The sequence below is a fragment of the Nonomuraea sp. LPB2021202275-12-8 genome (assembly GCF_037044575.1).
GTDB lineage: Bacteria > Actinomycetota > Actinomycetes > Streptosporangiales > Streptosporangiaceae > Nonomuraea.
Map to the genome: position 1 here is coordinate 99882 of NZ_JBAHWD010000020.1, position 16210 is coordinate 116091.

14 protein-coding genes and 1 tRNA gene are annotated in these 16210 nt (G+C 70.8%); 3 read left to right on the forward strand and 12 right to left on the reverse strand.

All coding sequences use genetic code 11. The features are described 5' to 3' along the window. Nucleotides 1-44 precede the first annotated feature (44 nt). The gene (locus V5E28_RS30705) at nucleotides 45-386 is read left to right on the forward strand and encodes an Lrp/AsnC ligand binding domain-containing protein (RefSeq protein WP_336212064.1); all 342 of its coding nucleotides are present in this window, start codon (nucleotides 45-47) and stop codon (nucleotides 384-386) included. Here V5E28_RS30705 and V5E28_RS30710 read toward each other — a convergent pair. The 9 genes from V5E28_RS30710 to V5E28_RS30750 all read right to left on the reverse strand — a co-directional run bounded on the left by V5E28_RS30710 (nucleotide 383) and on the right by V5E28_RS30750 (nucleotide 11658). Further along, nucleotides 383-910 carry an AAA family ATPase gene (locus V5E28_RS30710; RefSeq protein ID WP_336212066.1) on the reverse strand — a complete coding sequence of 176 codons (528 nt, stop codon included), beginning with the start codon at nucleotides 908-910 and terminating at the stop codon, nucleotides 383-385. The genes V5E28_RS30705 and V5E28_RS30710 overlap by 4 nt on opposite strands. Then, nucleotides 907-2526, reverse strand: coding sequence for a lysine--tRNA ligase (gene lysS / locus V5E28_RS30715; RefSeq protein ID WP_336212068.1), 1620 nt, complete (start codon nucleotides 2524-2526; stop codon nucleotides 907-909). The genes V5E28_RS30710 and lysS overlap by 4 nt, the downstream gene beginning before the upstream one ends. Nucleotides 2527-2585: 59 nt before the next feature. Then, nucleotides 2586-3212 (reverse strand): VOC family protein, encoded by a 627-nt coding sequence (locus tag V5E28_RS30720; protein ID WP_336212070.1) that lies wholly within the window; start codon nucleotides 3210-3212, stop codon nucleotides 2586-2588. A gap of 23 nt (nucleotides 3213-3235) precedes the next feature. After that, entirely contained in the window at nucleotides 3236-3667 is a 432-nt protein-coding gene (locus tag V5E28_RS30725; protein WP_336212071.1) for a nuclear transport factor 2 family protein, read from the reverse strand. Between the two features lie 54 nt (nucleotides 3668-3721). Further along, entirely contained in the window at nucleotides 3722-4228 is a 507-nt protein-coding gene (locus V5E28_RS30730) for a DinB family protein (RefSeq protein ID WP_336212072.1), read from the reverse strand. A 110-nt stretch (nucleotides 4229-4338) separates the two neighbouring features. Further along, a complete protein-coding gene (locus tag V5E28_RS30735; RefSeq protein ID WP_336212073.1) occupies nucleotides 4339-5169 on the reverse strand; it encodes a phosphotransferase in 831 nt (276 codons plus the stop codon). A gap of 136 nt (nucleotides 5170-5305) precedes the next feature. After that, nucleotides 5306-6868 (reverse strand): M28 family metallopeptidase, encoded by a 1563-nt coding sequence (locus V5E28_RS30740; RefSeq protein WP_336212075.1) that lies wholly within the window; start codon nucleotides 6866-6868, stop codon nucleotides 5306-5308. Between the two features lie 58 nt (nucleotides 6869-6926). Beyond that, nucleotides 6927-9962, reverse strand: coding sequence for a S8 family serine peptidase (locus tag V5E28_RS30745; protein ID WP_336212077.1), 3036 nt, complete (start codon nucleotides 9960-9962; stop codon nucleotides 6927-6929). Between the two features lie 880 nt (nucleotides 9963-10842). Next, nucleotides 10843-11658: a nuclear transport factor 2 family protein gene (locus V5E28_RS30750; RefSeq protein WP_336212078.1), complete on the reverse strand. Its 816-nt coding sequence runs from the start codon at nucleotides 11656-11658 to the stop codon at nucleotides 10843-10845. Between the two features lie 131 nt (nucleotides 11659-11789). On the opposite strand from V5E28_RS30750, the gene V5E28_RS30755 reads away from it, so the two are divergent. Then, entirely contained in the window at nucleotides 11790-11963 is a 174-nt protein-coding gene (locus V5E28_RS30755; protein WP_336212080.1) for a hypothetical protein, read from the forward strand. Between the two features lie 391 nt (nucleotides 11964-12354). Here the strand turns inward: V5E28_RS30755 and V5E28_RS30760 are convergent. Both V5E28_RS30760 and V5E28_RS30765 read right to left on the reverse strand, forming a co-directional pair. Beyond that, nucleotides 12355-12428 (reverse strand) — tRNA-Pro (locus V5E28_RS30760). Nucleotides 12429-12489: 61 nt separating this feature from the next. Then, entirely contained in the window at nucleotides 12490-13365 is an 876-nt protein-coding gene (locus tag V5E28_RS30765) for a metallophosphoesterase (RefSeq protein WP_336212082.1), read from the reverse strand. A gap of 77 nt (nucleotides 13366-13442) precedes the next feature. Here V5E28_RS30765 and V5E28_RS30770 point away from each other — a divergent pair, with 77 nt between their 5' ends. Further along, nucleotides 13443-13898 (forward strand): GatB/YqeY domain-containing protein, encoded by a 456-nt coding sequence (locus V5E28_RS30770; RefSeq protein ID WP_336212085.1) that lies wholly within the window; start codon nucleotides 13443-13445, stop codon nucleotides 13896-13898. Nucleotides 13899-13950: 52 nt separating this feature from the next. On the opposite strand, the gene V5E28_RS30775 is transcribed toward V5E28_RS30770, so the two are convergent. Further along, complete coding sequence (locus V5E28_RS30775) at nucleotides 13951-16191, reverse strand: transglycosylase domain-containing protein (protein ID WP_336212087.1); 2241 nt, start codon at nucleotides 16189-16191, stop codon at nucleotides 13951-13953. Nucleotides 16192-16210 lie beyond the last annotated feature (19 nt).

Sequence of the window (16210 nt, forward strand, 5' to 3'; positions counted from 1 at the left end):
TACGACAGATCCTCCACCGTGCGGCCGGTCCACGGCAGGCCGGCGTGGGCGTGGCCGGACGCGTCGACGCCGCCGGGGCCGAGGATCGCCGGCACCGCCTGGCTCACCCGAAGATCCGCGAGGCGGTGGAGGGGTTCCGCGACCACGTCGCCACGCTCCCCGAGACGCTCGCGGTCTTCGTGGTCTCCGGCGGCGACGACTTCATCATCCAGGTGGCCGTGCGCGACGCGACGCACCTGCGCGACTTCGTCCTCGACCACGTGGCCCGCCACCGCAACATCGCCGACGTGCGCACCTCGCTGGTCTACGACCACATCCGCAAGACCTCCGTCGAGGTCCTGCCTCCCGGCCGGGAGGCCAGGCCGCGCACCCGCAAGTCCCGCTAGGCGACCCTGGCCTCGGCCGCCCTGGCGAGGATCTCGTCGACGGTCTCGGCCGGCGTCTGCGCGGAGGTGTCGAGCCAGAGGCCGACGCGCGGGGTGTCGCGGCGCAGCGCCTCGTCGAGTTCGGCCACCGTCCACGTGCCGTAGCCCGTCTTGGCGCGCTCCTTCTCCCGACGCTCGACGGTGGCGGCGTCGGGGGCGAGCACGACCACCATCAAGGGCCGGCTGTGGATCATCTCCGCGAACAGCGTCAGATCCGTGCCGAGCACCACATCCTGCACGATCGGCGCGAACCCCTCCTCGAAGTACAGATCCGCCGCGGCCGCCGCGATCCGGTAGCGCAGATGGAGCTGGCGCACCGCGTCCCGCGACGGCTCAGGAGTCATGGCCGCGCCACCGCTGACCACCATGCGCCTGAACACGTCCCCACGGACATGCGCCGCGCGGGGCAACCGCTCGGCCAGCGCCTGCGCGACCGTGGACTTGCCCGACGCCGAGATGCCGGTGATCAGGAAAGCCGCCCTCACGCCCCGACCAGCTTCCGCACCCGCTCGGCCCCCACCGCCAGCAGCAGCGTGGGCAGCCGGGGACCGGTGTCGCGCCCGACCAGCAGCCTGTAGAGCAGCGCGAAGAAGGCTCGCTGTGCCGCCTTCACCTCGGGCGTCGGCTTGGCGTCCGCCGCCAGCCCGGCCCGCAGCTTCGGCACGCCGTACACCAGCGTGGTGAGCCCGTCGAGCGACCAGTGCTCGTCGAGCCCCTCGACCAGCAGCCGCAGCGAGTCGCGCTCCTCCTCGCCGAGCGAGTCGAGCAGCTCCGCGTCCGGCGTCCCGCGTACCCGAGTGCGCTGGTCCGCGGCCACCTGCGTGTCGATCCACCGCTGCGCCCGGTCCAGCCTCGGCCGGGCCTCCTCCAGCGAGGTGATGTCCAGGTCGCGCAGGATCCGCAGCGTCTGGTCGGCGTCGCCGGTCGTGACGTCGACGATCGAGGCCAGCGTGCGGTACGGCACCGGCCGGGGAGTCTCCGGCAGCGGCCCCTGCGACGTGCGCACGGCCCGGTTGTAGGCGGCCAGCTCGGCCGGCTGCGACGTGCCGTCCGCGACCTTGCGCCCCAGGGCGTCCCACTCGTCGTAGAGCCGCTGGATCTCCTGGTCGAAGGCGATCTTGAAGGATTGGGACGGCTTGCGGCGCGCGTACAGCCAGCGCAGCACCGGCGCCTCCATGATCTCCAGCGCGTCGGCCGGAGTCGGCACGTCCCCCTTGGAACTGCTCATCTTGGCCATGCCGGTGATGCCGACGAAGGCGTACATCGGCCCGATCGGCTGCTCACCGCCGAACACCTCGCCTACCAGCTGCCCGCCGACGATCCACGCCGACCCGGGCGAGTGGTGATCGACCCCAGAAGGCTCGAAGACCACCCCCTCGTACGCCCAGCGCATCGGCCAGTCGACCTTCCACACCAGCTTGCCGCGGTCGTGCTCGGCCAGCCGCACGGTCTCCCCGAACCCGCAGACGCACGTATAGGCCAGCTCTGTGCTGTCGTCGTCGTAGGCGGTGACCGTGGTCAGATCACGCTCGCACAGCTCGCAGTAGGGCTTGTACGGGTAGTAGTCCGGCTTCTCGTCACCCGTCTGCTTCGTCCGATAGCGGGCCAGGACCGCGTCGATCCGCTCGCGCTCCCGCATCGCGAGCAGGATCTGCTCCCGGTAGGCGCCGGAGGTGTAGTGCTCGGTCTGGCTGATGCCGCGGTATTCGACGCCCAGCTCGGCCAGCGCGGCCTCCATCGGCGCCTTGAAGTGCGCGGCCCAGGACTCGTGCTCGCTGCCCGGAGGCGCCGGCACCGAGGTCAGCGGCTTGCCGATGTGCTCCGCCCACGACTCGTCGACGCCCGCGGGCACCCGGCGGAATCGGTCGTAGTCGTCCCAGGACAGCAGATGCACGCACTCGTGCCCACGCCGCCTGATCTCGTCGGCGACCAGGTGCGGGGTCATCACCTCGCGCAGGTTGCCCAGATGGATCGGCCCTGACGGGCTCAGCCCGGAAGCGCACACGATGGGTTCGCCCGGCGCGCGACGCTCCGCCTCGGAGATCACCTCGTCAGCGAACCTGGATACCCAGTCGGTCTCCGTGCTGTCAGCCACGCTCATCGCGCCATTCTTGCGGTTCGCCCGCTTTCAGGCCAACGTGATGGCCAGATCACCCGGTGTCAGCTCAGCGTCAACGGGCCGAGCGGGGTGTCCAGCACCGCGCGCAACGCGATCACCGGCCCCTCCTCCACGTCGAGTTCCACGCCGAGGGCGGCCAGCCGGGAGCGCAGCGCCGCAGGCTCGGGATGGACCGCCGCGAAGGAGGCCAGCCGCACGCCCGGCAGGCCGGAGGCCGCCGGATGGGGCGTGCTGCCCCAGTCGATGAGGAACGGCATCGGATCCACCCGCGCCGGCTCGTCCCACCGGGTCAGCCGCCACTCCAGCAGCGTGCCGTCCGGCGTGCGCCGCGACATCGGCGCCACGTCACCGGGGTCGTAGCCGCGCTCGCGGGCGGCGCGCACGGCCGCGCAGATGTCGGCTGGATGCACCGCCCAGCCGGCCAGCCGCGGCACGTCGAGCAGCTCCAGCTCGGCGGCCCGCCGCCGGGTGGCGGGATCGGCCGCCGGATCCGGCCCGATGATCTCCAGGTAGGCGGAGGGGCCGAGGCCGACGAGGTAGTTCGCGGTGCCGCCGGGATGGCTGCCCCCGGCCGCCGGGGTGACCCCGGCGCGCCCGGCGAACTCCGCGACGCCCGCCAGCAGGTCGGGCACCGCGTACAACAGGTGGTCGAGGCGTGGATCGCTCACTGGTCGCCTTCCGCTCATCGTGGTCACTGGATGGTCCGCCAGGTCTGCTCCTCCACCAGCTCCCGGCTTCGCCATCCGGACGGGGTGCGTGCCATCCGGTGGTGATACCAGCCACCACCCTGCAGCAGGCCCTCGGTCCCGGCCGGGATCATGTCCCTCGACGGGGCGAGCGTGTCGGCGAACGAGGCACGCACCACCGCCTCGCCGTCCTCGAAGCTGATCGCGGTGGCGCCCAGCAGGTGCAGCCGGCCCGGCCAGTGCGGCAGGACGGACGCCAGCCAGGACTTGATCTCCGTCCGCGTCCCCCGGATCCCGCCGGCCGACCGGTAGTCGATCACCGCGTCGGGCGTGAAGACCTCGTCCAGCTCCTCCCACCGCCCCGAGTCGATGGCGTAGGCATAGCGGGCCAGCACGTCGGCGATCTCGAGGCGGTCGGCGACCTCTGCAGCGTCCATACGGTGATCGAACCAAATGCCCGAGCTGTCGCAAAGGCGCTGTCCTGAAGCGGACTACTCGCCTGTCACGCCGTCGATGCGCTCGCGCAGCAGGTCCGCATGCCCGTTGTGGCGCGCGTACTCCTGGATGAGGTGGACGAGGATCCGCCGGTGCGACACGTCGTTGCCGGCCCGCTGCCGCTTGGCGACGGCGTCGAGCGACAGCCCCGCCGACACCTTGCGGGCCAGCTCGATCTCCGTGCGCCAGGTGGCGAAGGTCTCCTCGGCGGACGCCTGGTCGACGTCCTCGAAGTCGGCGTCCGGCCGCTGCTCCTTGCCGTACAGCAGAGGCACGTCCTCGTCGTCGATCATCCGCCGGAACCAGGCCCGCTCCACGTGCGCCAGGTGCCGCACCAGCCCGAGCAGGGACATGTTCGACGGCGGCACGGACCGCTCGCGAAGCTGCTCTTCCGACAGGCCGGCGCACTTGGCCGCGAGGGTCTCGCGGTGCCAGTCGAGCCAGCTGTAGAGAATCTCGCGCTCGTCACCGGTGAAGACGGGCGGAGTGCGGTCGTCGGTCATGCGGGAAATCTAGTGCAGGCCTCCCCGGCGGGAGCCGAGAGGTCCGATAGTCGCCAGTGTGCGCAACCGCGTGCGGTTCCGCTCGAGGCCGGCGCCGGTAGCTGAAACCCTTAGGCGTTCTCCTCAAGCCAGGCGACGATGCTGCGCACATACCCCTCGACGTTCGTCAGCGGACGGCCGTCAAGGACCCCGACGAGATGGCCGACGCCGAACGGGGCGTCGTAGACGCGGGCGCGCCGGTAGGTCTCGGGGTCCACGGCCGCCCTGATGGTGTCCCAGCCGTGCCAGGCCATCAGCGCCGCGTCGATGGCGGGGTCGAACAGATGGGCCTGGTCCCAGTCCAGGACGCCGACCAACTCGCCGTCCCGGCTCCAGTGCACGTTGGACCCACCCAGATCGCCGTGGACCAGCGCATCCGGCACCGCTTCCAGGGTCCTCGCCGCTTCCAGACGCCTACGACACTCGTCCCGCCATCTGTCGGGCAGGCGCGGAACGACCTCCTCGGCCAGAATCTCGGCCCAGCCCTTCTCCCTCGGGGCGTAGAGCAGTTGCCTCAGGCGCGGAGTGACGGTGACCTCGCGCACGGCGCGCAGCAGTTTCCCGATCCGGTCCGGGTCGCCCTGCCCCTCGGGCTGTGCCTCGCCGCCGACCCAGGAGACGGCCACCGCCGCGCGCTCGCCGAACCGGGTCACGGGCGTGAGCGGCTCCGGCACCGCGAAGGGCAACCCGGCCTTGCCGATCTCCCGCAGCGCCTCCATACGACGCGGCATCGCCTCGGCCGACGACGGCCGCTTGCTCACCCGCACGGCCGCTGTTCCCGGGAGGAGTACGACGTGGTGGAGATTGCCCTGTGTGACCTGGGCGGTGTCAAGGGAGTGGCCGGGGAGAAGAGCGTCGGCGATCTCCAGCAGTTCGCTAGCGGGCATGGGGCTTTCGGTCATGTCTTCACTGCTTTCTGCGGTCACTCAGCACACAGTAAGGCCAGGGCTCCCTCGCACCATGTCTCCCCGGGAAGAGGAGCGAGGCAGGCGCCCCGGGGGCGGGCGCCCGCCTCGCTCCGGTCCTAGCCGGCCACCGTCAGCCTTCCGTCGGACGGAGCGGGCGGTCGGCGCCGCGCGCGGGAGCCCGCCTACCCTGCGCGGGCGCGAGGTCCTCCGAGAGGGCGGTGGTCAGGACGGCGTGCGCGGCCCCGTGTGTGAGCTCCAGGATCACCTTGTTGTTGACATTGGTGATCGTGTCGCACGCCTTGTGGTAGCACGGATCGTACGGCTGTCCCGCGACGCCGCCGAAGAGCTTCGCCTCGGCCGCGGTCTTGATGCCCTCCGCGCCGCTGAACAGGCCGCCCGTCGGGATGCCGGCGTCGAAGAAGGGCACGTAGTCGGAGCGGAAGTCGAAGACGGTCGGCGCCACCGGAAGGTTCCGCGCGCCGAAGTAGGAGGTGAAGACGCGCTCCAGTTCGCCCGACCCCTCCGGACCCGGCACGCCGAAGTCGGAGCCGTCGCCGTCGTAGACGAACCGGACGAAGTTCGGCGAGCCGATCATGTCGAAGTTCAGGTTGGCGGCGATCGCGCCGAGTTGGGCGTCGGTCAGGTTGTCCACGTAGTGCTGCGAGCCCAGGCTGCCGAACTCCTCGGCGCCCCAGAACGCGAACCGCACCTTTTGCCGCGGCGTGATCTTCAGGGTCGCCATTTGCCGCGCGATTTCGACGAGCGCCGCGACTCCGGACCCGTTGTCGTTGACGCCGGGACCGCCGGTGACCGAGTCCAGGTGCGCGCCGACGACGAGCACGTTGCCGGGGTCGCCGCCCGGCGAGTCGGCGATGATGTTCGACGTCACCGCCTCGGGCCGCATCTCGGTCCGGGTGACCACGCGCAGCTCGGTGGGCCCGGCCTGCGCCGCGGCGTTCAGCGCGGCCCCGTCGGCGTAGCTGAGCAGCACGACCGGGACGCCCGCCGGCGCGAACAGGCTGCCCGGCACGAGCGCCTGGCGGCCCGGCTGGCCCTCGTTGAAGATGACCACCGCGTCATAACCGGCCGCCTCGGCATTGGCGACCTTCTCGGCGTAGGAGCATCCGCCCCGCTGGATCAGCGCGATCTGTGGCGCGGCGCCGGCCGGCGCGAAGTCCTCCGGCTGGCAGCCTGACGTCGAGGAGTTCGGCTCGGCGCCGGGCGGGACCAGGATGTCGTTGGTGGGGGCGACCCGGCCGGTGACGTCCCCGCTCTCGGAGAACTCCATCGTCAGCGTCTGGTAGGTGATCGGGCTCGGCGACGTCTGGGCCAGCGTGGCGGGTGCGAGTTCGCGGTAGTACGGGAAGGTGAAGGTCTGCTCGCTCACCTGGTATCCGGCGTCCGTCAGGGCCTTCTTGACGTAGGCGGCCGACGCGTCGTAGCCAGGCGTGCCGGAGGCCCGGGTGTTGCCGTTGGCGCTCGCGATCCGCTGCAGGGCGCGCGCGTGCCGCGTGACCCCGTCGAGGCTGATGGCGGCGCGGAGCGCGCCCGTGTCGACGTCTGCGGCGACTCCGGCTGCGGCGACGTCGGTGATGGCGCCGGTGGCCGCCGAGGCCGGCGCCGGAGCGCCCACCGCCGCAGCGACCAGTACTGGCGTCAGCAGAGCCGCCACAAGGCTGGGGAATCGGGGCAACTTGTCCCTCCTGGGGGGATCGGTGTTTCTCGGATGGGAGGAAGCGGTGGTCGCGGCCTTACGCGGTCACCGAGACGAGGGTGGTGCCGCGTGGCGCGGAGCCGTCGCCGTACTCGACGACGCCCAGGTACCTGGTGCCCGTGCTCAGCCCGGACCAGGCGGCCGAGAGCTCCACCCGCCGGCCGGGCGTCACCGGGACGGCGGCCGGGGTCACGGTCAGGTTGCCCGCGGCCGCGGGCCCGACCACGAAGGCGTGCAGGCGCACGTCCTGCTCGTGCACCCCGGTGGCCGTGGCGTACTGCACGACGTACACGTCGTAGCGACCGGCCGCGGTGGTCGTGAACGCCTCCTCGGCGGTGAGGCCCACGCTGCGCCCGACGAGGGCGCCGTCGCGGTACACGTACAGGTCGAGGTCCGTCCCGGCCGGGACGTCGGCGTCGTAGGTGGCGAACCGGGCCACCTTGCCGCCCGCGGGAACGACCACCGTGACCTTCCCGGCGGCCGGTCCCTCCGCGGGGTTGGCGCTGTCGAAGCCGGTCTGGGTGCCCACCAGGTGCTTGGTGGCCACCTGCGCGGGCGTCAGCCCCGCGACGGCGGACGTCAGCGTGCCGGCGTGGCCGGCGACCACCGTCAGATCGGTGTCCCCGGCGGCCCCTTCGACCCGCACCTCGTCCGGCGCGACGATCGGGACCGCGCGCAGCGCGATCGGGCTGCGCACGCTGTGGCCGCGCGAGCCGGACCAGGTGAGCGAGCCGAATGACCAGGTGCGGTAGGTGGTTCCGGTGTGCGTGATCTCGACGGTGTAGCTCGCCGACTCCTCCGGGCGCACGGTGAGCTTCTGCGGCGTGACCGTCACCTCGTAGCCGGTCGGGACGTCGAGTTTCGGCACGTACACGCCGGTCTGCCCGGTCGAGTTGCGCACTGTCCTGGTCACGGTCTGCCGGCCGGCCAGGTCTCCGACGGCGATCGAGGGGTAGTTGAGGTCGCTCGAGTCGATCGGGCCCAGCGCCGCGCAGTCCTCGTCGCCGACGGTGATCTGCTCGCCGCTGCCGCAGACGAACCGCGCCCATTCCCGCGGCCCGGAGTCGTACACCAGGCCGGGGTCGAATGCCCCGCCGGGGCGGAGATGTCCGGCCCCGTGGTCCAGCGGGGTGGCGGCGGCGCCGTTCTCGCGCCGGATCGCCGCTCCGGTGTTGTCGGTCTGGCCTGCCGTGGTCATGAGCGCGGACTTGATCATCATCGGCGTCCAGGCCGGGTTCCGCTGCTTGAGCAGGGCGGCCACGCCTGCGACGTGCGAGCTGGCCATCGACGTGCCGGAGAACGAGGCGAAGTCGTTGCCGCCGTTGAACTCCGGCGCCACCGCGGCGATGACGGCGGCGCCCGGCGCCAGGACGTCGGGCTTGAGCAGGTCCCCGCCGCCGGCGAGGGCCGGGCCCGCCGAGGAACTGGTCCACACCTGCGGGGCGCGCCGGGTCTCCTTCACGGCCGCCGCCATCGACGCCGTGGGCGCGGCGGCGCCGGCGATGTACGCCTTGACGGCGGCCCCCTCGGCCGGGCCGACGTGCACGGTCGGTACGAAGTGGACGTCGGCGTCGATCGTGGCGGGCGACGGGTTGTAGAGGATCATGCCCACGCCGCCGGCCTGCTTGACGGCGCGGCTCTTGTCGGTGCGGGCGTTGTCCCCGCGGGCGCAGAGCACGATCGTGCCGGTCACCGTGGCCGGGTCGAGCGAGCCCGGCTTGCAGAGCGTGGCGTCGGCGGCCGGCGATCCGGGCGCCGGCGCGGCCGCCGCGTCGACCAGGGGAGCCTGCGGCAGCGAGCCGCCGGAGCCGGCCGAGGTGTAGGTGGTGCCGTCGCCCAGCGTCACCGCTTTGACGACGGCGCGGTCGTGGGTACCCGCCGCCGCCGTGGTCACCCACGGCGAGTTGTGCGCGACCGTGCTCGCGCCCGGGCCGCTGTTGCCGCCCGAGGCCGCGACGAACACGCCTGCCGCCGCCGCGTTGAAGAGGGCGAGCTCGATCGGGTCGGTCACCGTGTCGGGGGAGCCGCTGATCGACAGGTTGAGTACGTCGACCCCGTCGGCCACCGCGTCGTCGATCCCCTTGATCTGCTCCAGGATGCCGCAGCCCCCGGTGGTCAGATTCGTGTCCATCCAGCAGGCCTTGTACATCGCCAGCCGCGCCGCCGGGGCCATGCCGCTGCTCGTGCCGACGTTCACGCCGTTGATGACGGCCTCGACGCCGTGGTTGCCGGCCGCCGTGCTCGCGACGTGCGAGCCGTGCCCGTGGTAGTCGCGCGGCGACCGGTACTCCGCGTCGGGGGTCGGCTTGCCGAAGTTGTACCAGCGGGCGCCGATGAGTTTGTTGGTGCAGGTGACCGGCGCCTCCTCGGCCGGGGCGCATCCGCCGGTCCATTTCTTGGCGATGACACCGGCGTCCGGGCGCGGCTCGGGCAGCGGCGCGAAGCTCGGGTTGCCTGGCGAGACGCCGCTGTCCACGACGCCGACGATGACCCCCTCGCCGGCGTGGGAGGGATCGCCGAACTGCCGCGCCCAGGTCCCGTCCGGGCCGGCCATGCCGAGAAAGGCCGGGGTATCGGTGGTATCGAGCGGGCGGTACTCCTGCTTCCAGATCCCGCGTACGCCGGGGGTGCGGGCGAGCGCGGTGACCTCAGCGCCCGTCAGCCGCACCCCGGCGCCGTTGAGCACGACGTCGTACTCGGCGACGGTCTTCGCGTTGCCGAGCCCGGCCGCGCCGAGCGTCCTGGTCCGCTCGGCCCGCAGGTGGTCACGGTAGGCCGCATACTGCCGGGACGCGCGGTCGAGCCTGCCGCCCGGCGCGGGCCGGGTCGCGCCGATGCCGCCGACCCCGCCGGCGTACGTCGCGAGCGGGGGAGCGTCGAACTGCACCAGGTAGAGGGGGGCCGGGGCCGCCGAAGATCGCTCAGGCGCGGCGTGCGCGGGAGTGCCACTCGCCATCGCGCACGCGGCGAGGGCCACTACGGAGACCCTCACCCACCGCGGGAGGCCGCGCCGCCCGCGGTGGGTGAGCGGCCTGTCGTGCCCGCGTAATGCCCCGCCTGGTAACGACAACATGGACGACCTCCATGACACAGGAGTGACGGGATTTCTTACGGACGTCGGAAACCTAGCCAGTGCTGGTTTCACTCCCGCTTCACCCTCGTCCGCGGGCAACGGTGCCGCCCAGTTCCGTCGGTGGGCCATGAAATGGAGGTGGAGTGACGTTGGAGGACTTCGTCCGGCTGCACCGGGCCCGCGACCTGATGGCCCGCGACTGCGCCCAGCCGCCCGACGCGGCGGCTCTGTCGCGCGTCGCCCTCCTGCCGCTGGGCCACGTCTCTCACAGCTCCGCGCCTCTTGGGCGAGACGTCCTACACCCACCTGATGACGCGCCGCATCGAGCGGGCTTGTCGGTGAGAGCCCCGAGCTCCTACCGGGCGCGCGACCACGACAAGGGCACCCGCCATCCCGGCCTGCATCGGCCGTTCGAATCGGTAGCGAATGTCCGCAAACGCCCGGTCGCCGTCCTGATACGCGCCCGCAACCGACCTTTGAGCCCGGCGCTCCGGAGTCCCCCATCGCCGTGTCCCCTCATACCGGAGACCTCGTGCCGATGTGCATCACCCACTGATCGCCCCCCAGCTCTCCCCGTCCAGCCGGAGCCTCGCCCCCAGGCTCGACGCCTGCGACGCTGAGGTCCTGTGTCCACACGAGATGACACATACCTCAGCCGCTTCCGGCTGGACCCGGTTCGACGGCGCCGCTAAGTGCCGGAAGTCCCACGGGGGGTGGCCTGAAAGCTGGATCATGTGCTGGCTCAGCGGTCAGGCGTTCGTGACGTAGATGTCGCAGACGAGGTCGAGGGCCTCTTCCGGGCTGCCGGTGAACCTGACCTGGTCATGACCACACAGGCGGCGTCGGAAACCCTGATCGGTCTCCCGAGCGCCGCCTGCGGTCATTCGATCAAGAACGCCTCGGCGACCGCGAGGCTGTCCTCATACATGTGGTGCCGTGTGAACAGGCCGCCTTCGACGGTGAGGCGCAGTGCGAAGGTCATGGTGAAGCGGTTACCGGTGTCCTTCACCCGTTGCGAGCTCGTCCCGACCAGTACGGCGTCGGGTCCGTCGATCAGTATGTCGTCGATCGACACGTGGCCCTCGGCTGGCACGCAGTGCTCGCCGAACGTGCGGAAGTGATCGGCGACGTCGGCGCGGGTGGACCGGGGACGGATCCAGGGCACCGCCGCGTGCTCCTCGACCGGCCAGTCCACCCGCCAGTCGACCTCCGGCGCGTACAGTTCGGCGATCCGATCGGGGTCCCCCTGCCGGCTTCGGCGCAGGAACTCCTCGACCACGGCCCGGGTCCCCGGACTGGTTCCCCTGGCCACCCCGGGAGATGGCGGGTCGCCGAACTGGTAGTCGTGCCGGATCCGTCCGTCGTCGTCGAGTCTGACGAAGACGAACCCGGTCCAGGCGATCTCACCGCCGCCGGCGGGAACCATGTAGGTGGTGAAGCGGATGGCGTCGTGGTGGCCGACGGCGTCCGCGGCTGCCCGGAAGACGAACCCGCCCTGTCTCACCAGCCGCTCGTGGGTCTCGGTGATCCGGGCCTCCAGGGCCTGGTGCCCGCGGTGTTCGGCTGAGTCGGTGAACTCCACGCCGTCCTCGGCCCACAGCCCGGCGATCGCCCTGCGGCGAAGGGCGGGGTCGGGCTCGTTCCATACGGCGGTATAGCGGTCGACGAACTTCTCGACATCGAAGTCGTTATCCATGGCCCAGACGGTAACGGCGGTTCACTGACATCAACTGTCAGTAAGTCCGACAGGCAGAAGCGATGCGTCCGTACCGAGGAAGCCCGCGCACTGCCCTGGGACCACGTCGTCGCCTGAAGGTATGGCACCCGGTGACCGAGGCCGGGTTCGAGCACAAGAGGTTCGCCATCTACGTGTGGCGAGCCGGCGAGTGGGAGGTGACACCAAGACCCGCAAGTCACGACGCACGCTGGAACTACCCAAGCTCGCTGCCGAGGCTCTCCGGCGACACCACACCCGCCACGCTCAAAGCGGGCGAGGCATGACAAGAGCACGATCTGGTGTTCTGCACGAACGTCGGCACCCCGCTGGACGCGGCGAACGTACGGCGAGCGTTCCGGCACATCACCAAGAACGCGGGCATGGGAAACACCCCGCGAGCTGCGTCACTCGTTCGTCTCCATCATGAGTGACCAGGGCGTACCCATCGAGACCATCGCCGATCTCGACGGGCACCAGCGTCACGGAAGCGGTCTACCGGCACCAGCTCAAGCCGGTGATCACCAAGGGCGCCCACCATGAACACAATCCTCGGCGACAGGCCGACGGGATTGAGTCCGAGTGAGTCGGCTCCCCGATTGGCTCCCATCGACTTCCAGAAACGGAAAAGGGCCTGACCCGCTAAGCGGATCAAGCCCTTTACCTGGTCAAACAGCGTCGGGGTGGCGGGATTTGAACCCACGACCTCTTCGTCCCGAACGAAGCGCGCTGCCAAGCTGCGCTACACCCCGGTGCACGCCGTCTTGCGCGTGCCTGGGAAAGTCTAGCCGACTTCGGGGGTGCTTGTGACCGTCAGCGCTTCGGTACCAGAGTGAGCAGCGTCGCCTCCGGGAAGCAGGCGAAGCGGGCCGGGGCGTACGGCGAGGTGCCGAGGCCGGCCGAGACGTGCAACCAGGCCCTCTCGTGGCGGCTCAGACCCTTGACGCGGGCCCTGTCGATGCCGCAGTTGGTGACGAGGGCGCCGTAGAAGGGGATGCAGAGCTGGCCGCCGTGGGTGTGGCCGGCCAGCAGGAGCTGGTAGCCGTCGTCGGCGAAGCGGGTCATGTTGCGCGGCTCCGGCGAGTGCATGACGCCCAGGCGGAGGTCCGCGTCCGTGGGGGCGGGGCCGGCCACGAGGTCGTAGCGGTCGCGGGAGATGTGGGAGTCGTGGATGCCGGCCACGGCGACGTCGAGGTCGCCGACCTTGATGCGGGCCGTGGTGTTGTTCATGTCCAGCCAGCCCTCGGCCGCCATGCCGGCGCCGAGCTCCTCCCACGGCAGGGAGGGGACGTGCTGGCGGCGCTCGTTCTTGGAGGTGCGCCACAGGTAGCGGACCGGGTTCTTGGGCTTGGGGGCGTAGAGGTCGTTGGAGCCGTACACGAACAGGCCGGGGCGCGACAGCAGCGGCTCCAGGGCGTGCAGCAGCGACGGGACGGCCTCGGGGTGGGCGATCGAGTCGCCGGTGTTGACCACCAGGTCGGGCTCCAGAGAGCCGAGCGAGCGCACCCAGTTGATCAGCATGGTGCGGCGCGGCGTCAGGTGCAGGTCGGACAGGTGCAGGATGCGTACGGGGCGCTGTCCCCGGGCCAGGACCGGCACGTCGAAGCGGCGCAACCGGAACCAGTTGCGCTCCACGACCGAGGCGTATCCGAGCCCGGCCAGGCCGAAACCCAGCACTGAAAGGGGCACTGCGACTGCTTTCCTCACCTCTTCATGATGCCCGACATACGGCACGGGCCGTCCACGCACGCGGCAAGATGGACCGCATGAGCGCATTGAAGGACAAGCTGAAGGCCGATCTGACGGCCTCGCTTAAGGGCCGGGACGAGGTTCGTCTCCGGACGATTCGGATGGCACTGGCCGCCGTGAACGTCGAGGAGGTCGCCGGCAAGCAGGCCAGGGAGCTCTCCGACGAGGAGATCATCAAGGTGCTGACCAAGGAGGCGAAGAAGCGCAGGGAGGCGGCGGAGGCGTTCGGCAACGCCGGGCGCGCCGAGCAGGCCCAGGCGGAGCTCGACGAGCAGGCGGTGCTGGAGGCGTACCTGCCCGCGCAGCTGTCGGACGAGGAGCTGGGCAGGCTCGTCGACGAGGCCGTGGCCGAGACGGGAGCCTCCGGCCCGCAGGCCATGGGGCAGGTCATGAAGGCCGTCAACCCGAAGGTGGCCGGGCGGGCCGAGGGCGGCCGGGTGGCCGCCGCCGTGCGCTCGCGACTGTCGTCCTGAGCGACGCGCGGCAGGGGCCTCCGGCAGGTGGATGCCGGAGGCCGTCGCCTCGTCAGTCGTTGGGCGGGAACAGCTGGTTGACGCCGCCGCGGCCGCGCCTGTCGCCCCGGTCGTCGAAGAGGTCGAGCGGGTCGCCGATGTCGGGGCGGCCGCCGTCGTCGTCGTCGCCCCTGTCGTCCCGGTCCTTCTTCTTGGGCTTGGGCGCGCAGTTGTCGCTGCAGCCGCCGAACCTGGACTGGTCGACCGGGTGGAACCTGGTCGGCTCGATGCCCTTGAGCGCGGCGATCATGGATTCTTTCCAGACGGGGCCGGCGATGGACGCGCCGTACACGTACGGGTAGTAGCGGCCGCCGATGGTGACGCCGGTGAGGTCGTGGTTGAAGGCGCCGCGCGGGTCGCCGACGCTGACCGCGGACGACAGGTTCGGGGTGTAGCCGGCGAACCACGCCGCCGTGTAGCCGTCGGTGGTGCCGGTCTTGCCGGCGGCGTCGCGGCCGATGCCGCCGACGCCGCTCATCGTGCCCTTGGTGAAGACGCCCTCCAGGACACCGCTGACGGCGTCGGCGACCTCCTCGTCCATGACCTGGGAGCACTTGGGCTTGAACCGGGTGACCTTGCCGTAGCGGTCCTTGACCTCGGTGACCGCGAGCGGCTTGCAGTATTTGCCGCGGGCGGCGAAGACGGCGTAGGAGTTGGCGACGGTGACGGGGTCGACCTCGTTGATGCCGAGCGTGAACGTCTCGAACTCGCCCAGCTTGCCGCCGTCGGCGCGCTTGAGCCCGATGCGCTTGGCCAGCTTGACGACCTTGCACAGGCCGACCTTCTCCTCCAGCCTCATGAAGAAGGTGTTGACCGAGCCCCAGGTGCCCGTCTGCAGGGTCTTGAAGCCGCCGCCGCCCTCGCTGGAGTTGCGGACCGTGTGGCTGGGGTCGCCGACCGGCTTGCCCTTGCAGTCCTTGAACGCGCCGAAGCTGGAGGCCTCGTAGCCGGCCGGGGACGGGAAGCCGTCGCCGTACTTCAGCCCCTCTTCGAGCGCGGTGGCCAGCGTGTAGGCCTTGGCCGTGGAGCCCTGCTGGAAGCCGCGCCCGCCGCCGTGCGCGACGTCGGCGACCAGGTTGTAGCTGATCTCGTTCTTCTTCTTGTTGCCGCCGAACTTGCGGGAGGCGGCCATCGCCTTGATCTCGCCGGTGCCCGGCACGATCATGGCCTGCGCCGCGATCGGCTTGTCCTTGGAGCTGACCCACTTCTTGATGGCCTTGTCGGCGGCCTTCTGCATCTTCGGGTCGATCGTGGTCTTGATCGTCAGGCCGCCGCGCTGCAGGAGCTTCAGGCGGTCCTTGGCGGTCTTGCCGAAGTCCTCGTTGAGCAGGATCTCGTTCTGCACGTAGAGGCAGAAGTACGGGAAGTCGCTCACCTCGCAGCCGCCGGGGAACTTGACGTCCTTGTAGCCGAGCTTCTTCGCCTTGGCCTCGGCGGCCTCCTGCGGAGTGATGTTCTCGAGTACGGCCATCCGGTCGAGGACGATGTTGCGCCGTTCCAGCAGCAGCGCCCTGGACTTGGGGCCGACGTTCGGGTCGGTCCTGGCGGGGTTCTGGACGGCGCCGGCGAGAGTGGCGGCCTGGACCAGGGTGAGCTTGGAGGCCGGCTTGTCGAAGAAGCGCTTGGCGGCCGCCTGGATGCCGTGGGCTCCGGCGCCGAAGTAGGCGATGTTGAGGTAGCGCTCCAGGATCTGGTCCTTGGTGTACTTCCGCTCGATCGCCATCGCGTAGCGCAGTTCGCTGAGCTTGCGCGAGACCGTCGGGGCGATGGCCGCGGCCTGCTCCTCGGGGGTCTCCGCCGCGTTGAACAGCACCTGCTTGACGTACTGCTGGGTGATCGAGGAGCCGCCCTGCGTCACGCCGCCGGTGGTAAGGTTCTTGATCAACGCCCGGGTGGTGCCTTCGAGGTCGATCGGGCCGTGCTGGTAGAAGCGGAAGTCCTCGATCGCGATGAGCGCCGTCCGCATGATGGGCGCGACCTGGTCCAGGGTCACGGACTGGCGGTTCTCGAAGTAGAACTGGGCGATCCGCTTGCCGTCCGCGTCGACCAGCTCGGTGCGCTCCGACAGCGGCGGCTCCTCGAGCTCCTCCGGCTTGAGATCGAGCATCTCCATGCCGCTCTTGGCGGAGACTCCCGCACCCCCGATGGCGGGCAGCGCCACGGCTGCCGCCAGCACACCGGCTATCGCGCCGGCCGCGATCAGCTTGACGACGTTCAGTACCGGAGAGGAACGATCTTTGCCTCGAGCTTGCACACAACCAAGAGTACGTCGA

Coding starts and splice junctions, on each gene's coding strand:
- lysS (WP_336212068.1), bottom strand. CDS start 2,526: ATGAGCGTGGCTGACAGCACGGAGACCGACTGGGTATCCAGGTTCGCT.
- V5E28_RS30725 (WP_336212071.1), bottom strand. CDS start 3,667: ATGGACGCTGCAGAGGTCGCCGACCGCCTCGAGATCGCCGACGTGCTG.
- V5E28_RS30730 (WP_336212072.1), bottom strand. CDS start 4,228: ATGACCGACGACCGCACTCCGCCCGTCTTCACCGGTGACGAGCGCGAG.
- V5E28_RS30735 (WP_336212073.1), bottom strand. CDS start 5,169: ATGACCGAAAGCCCCATGCCCGCTAGCGAACTGCTGGAGATCGCCGAC.
- V5E28_RS30745 (WP_336212077.1), bottom strand. CDS start 9,962: ATGTTGTCGTTACCAGGCGGGGCATTACGCGGGCACGACAGGCCGCTC.
- V5E28_RS30750 (WP_336212078.1), bottom strand. CDS start 11,658: ATGGATAACGACTTCGATGTCGAGAAGTTCGTCGACCGCTATACCGCC.
- V5E28_RS30770 (WP_336212085.1), top strand. CDS start 13,443: ATGAGCGCATTGAAGGACAAGCTGAAGGCCGATCTGACGGCCTCGCTT.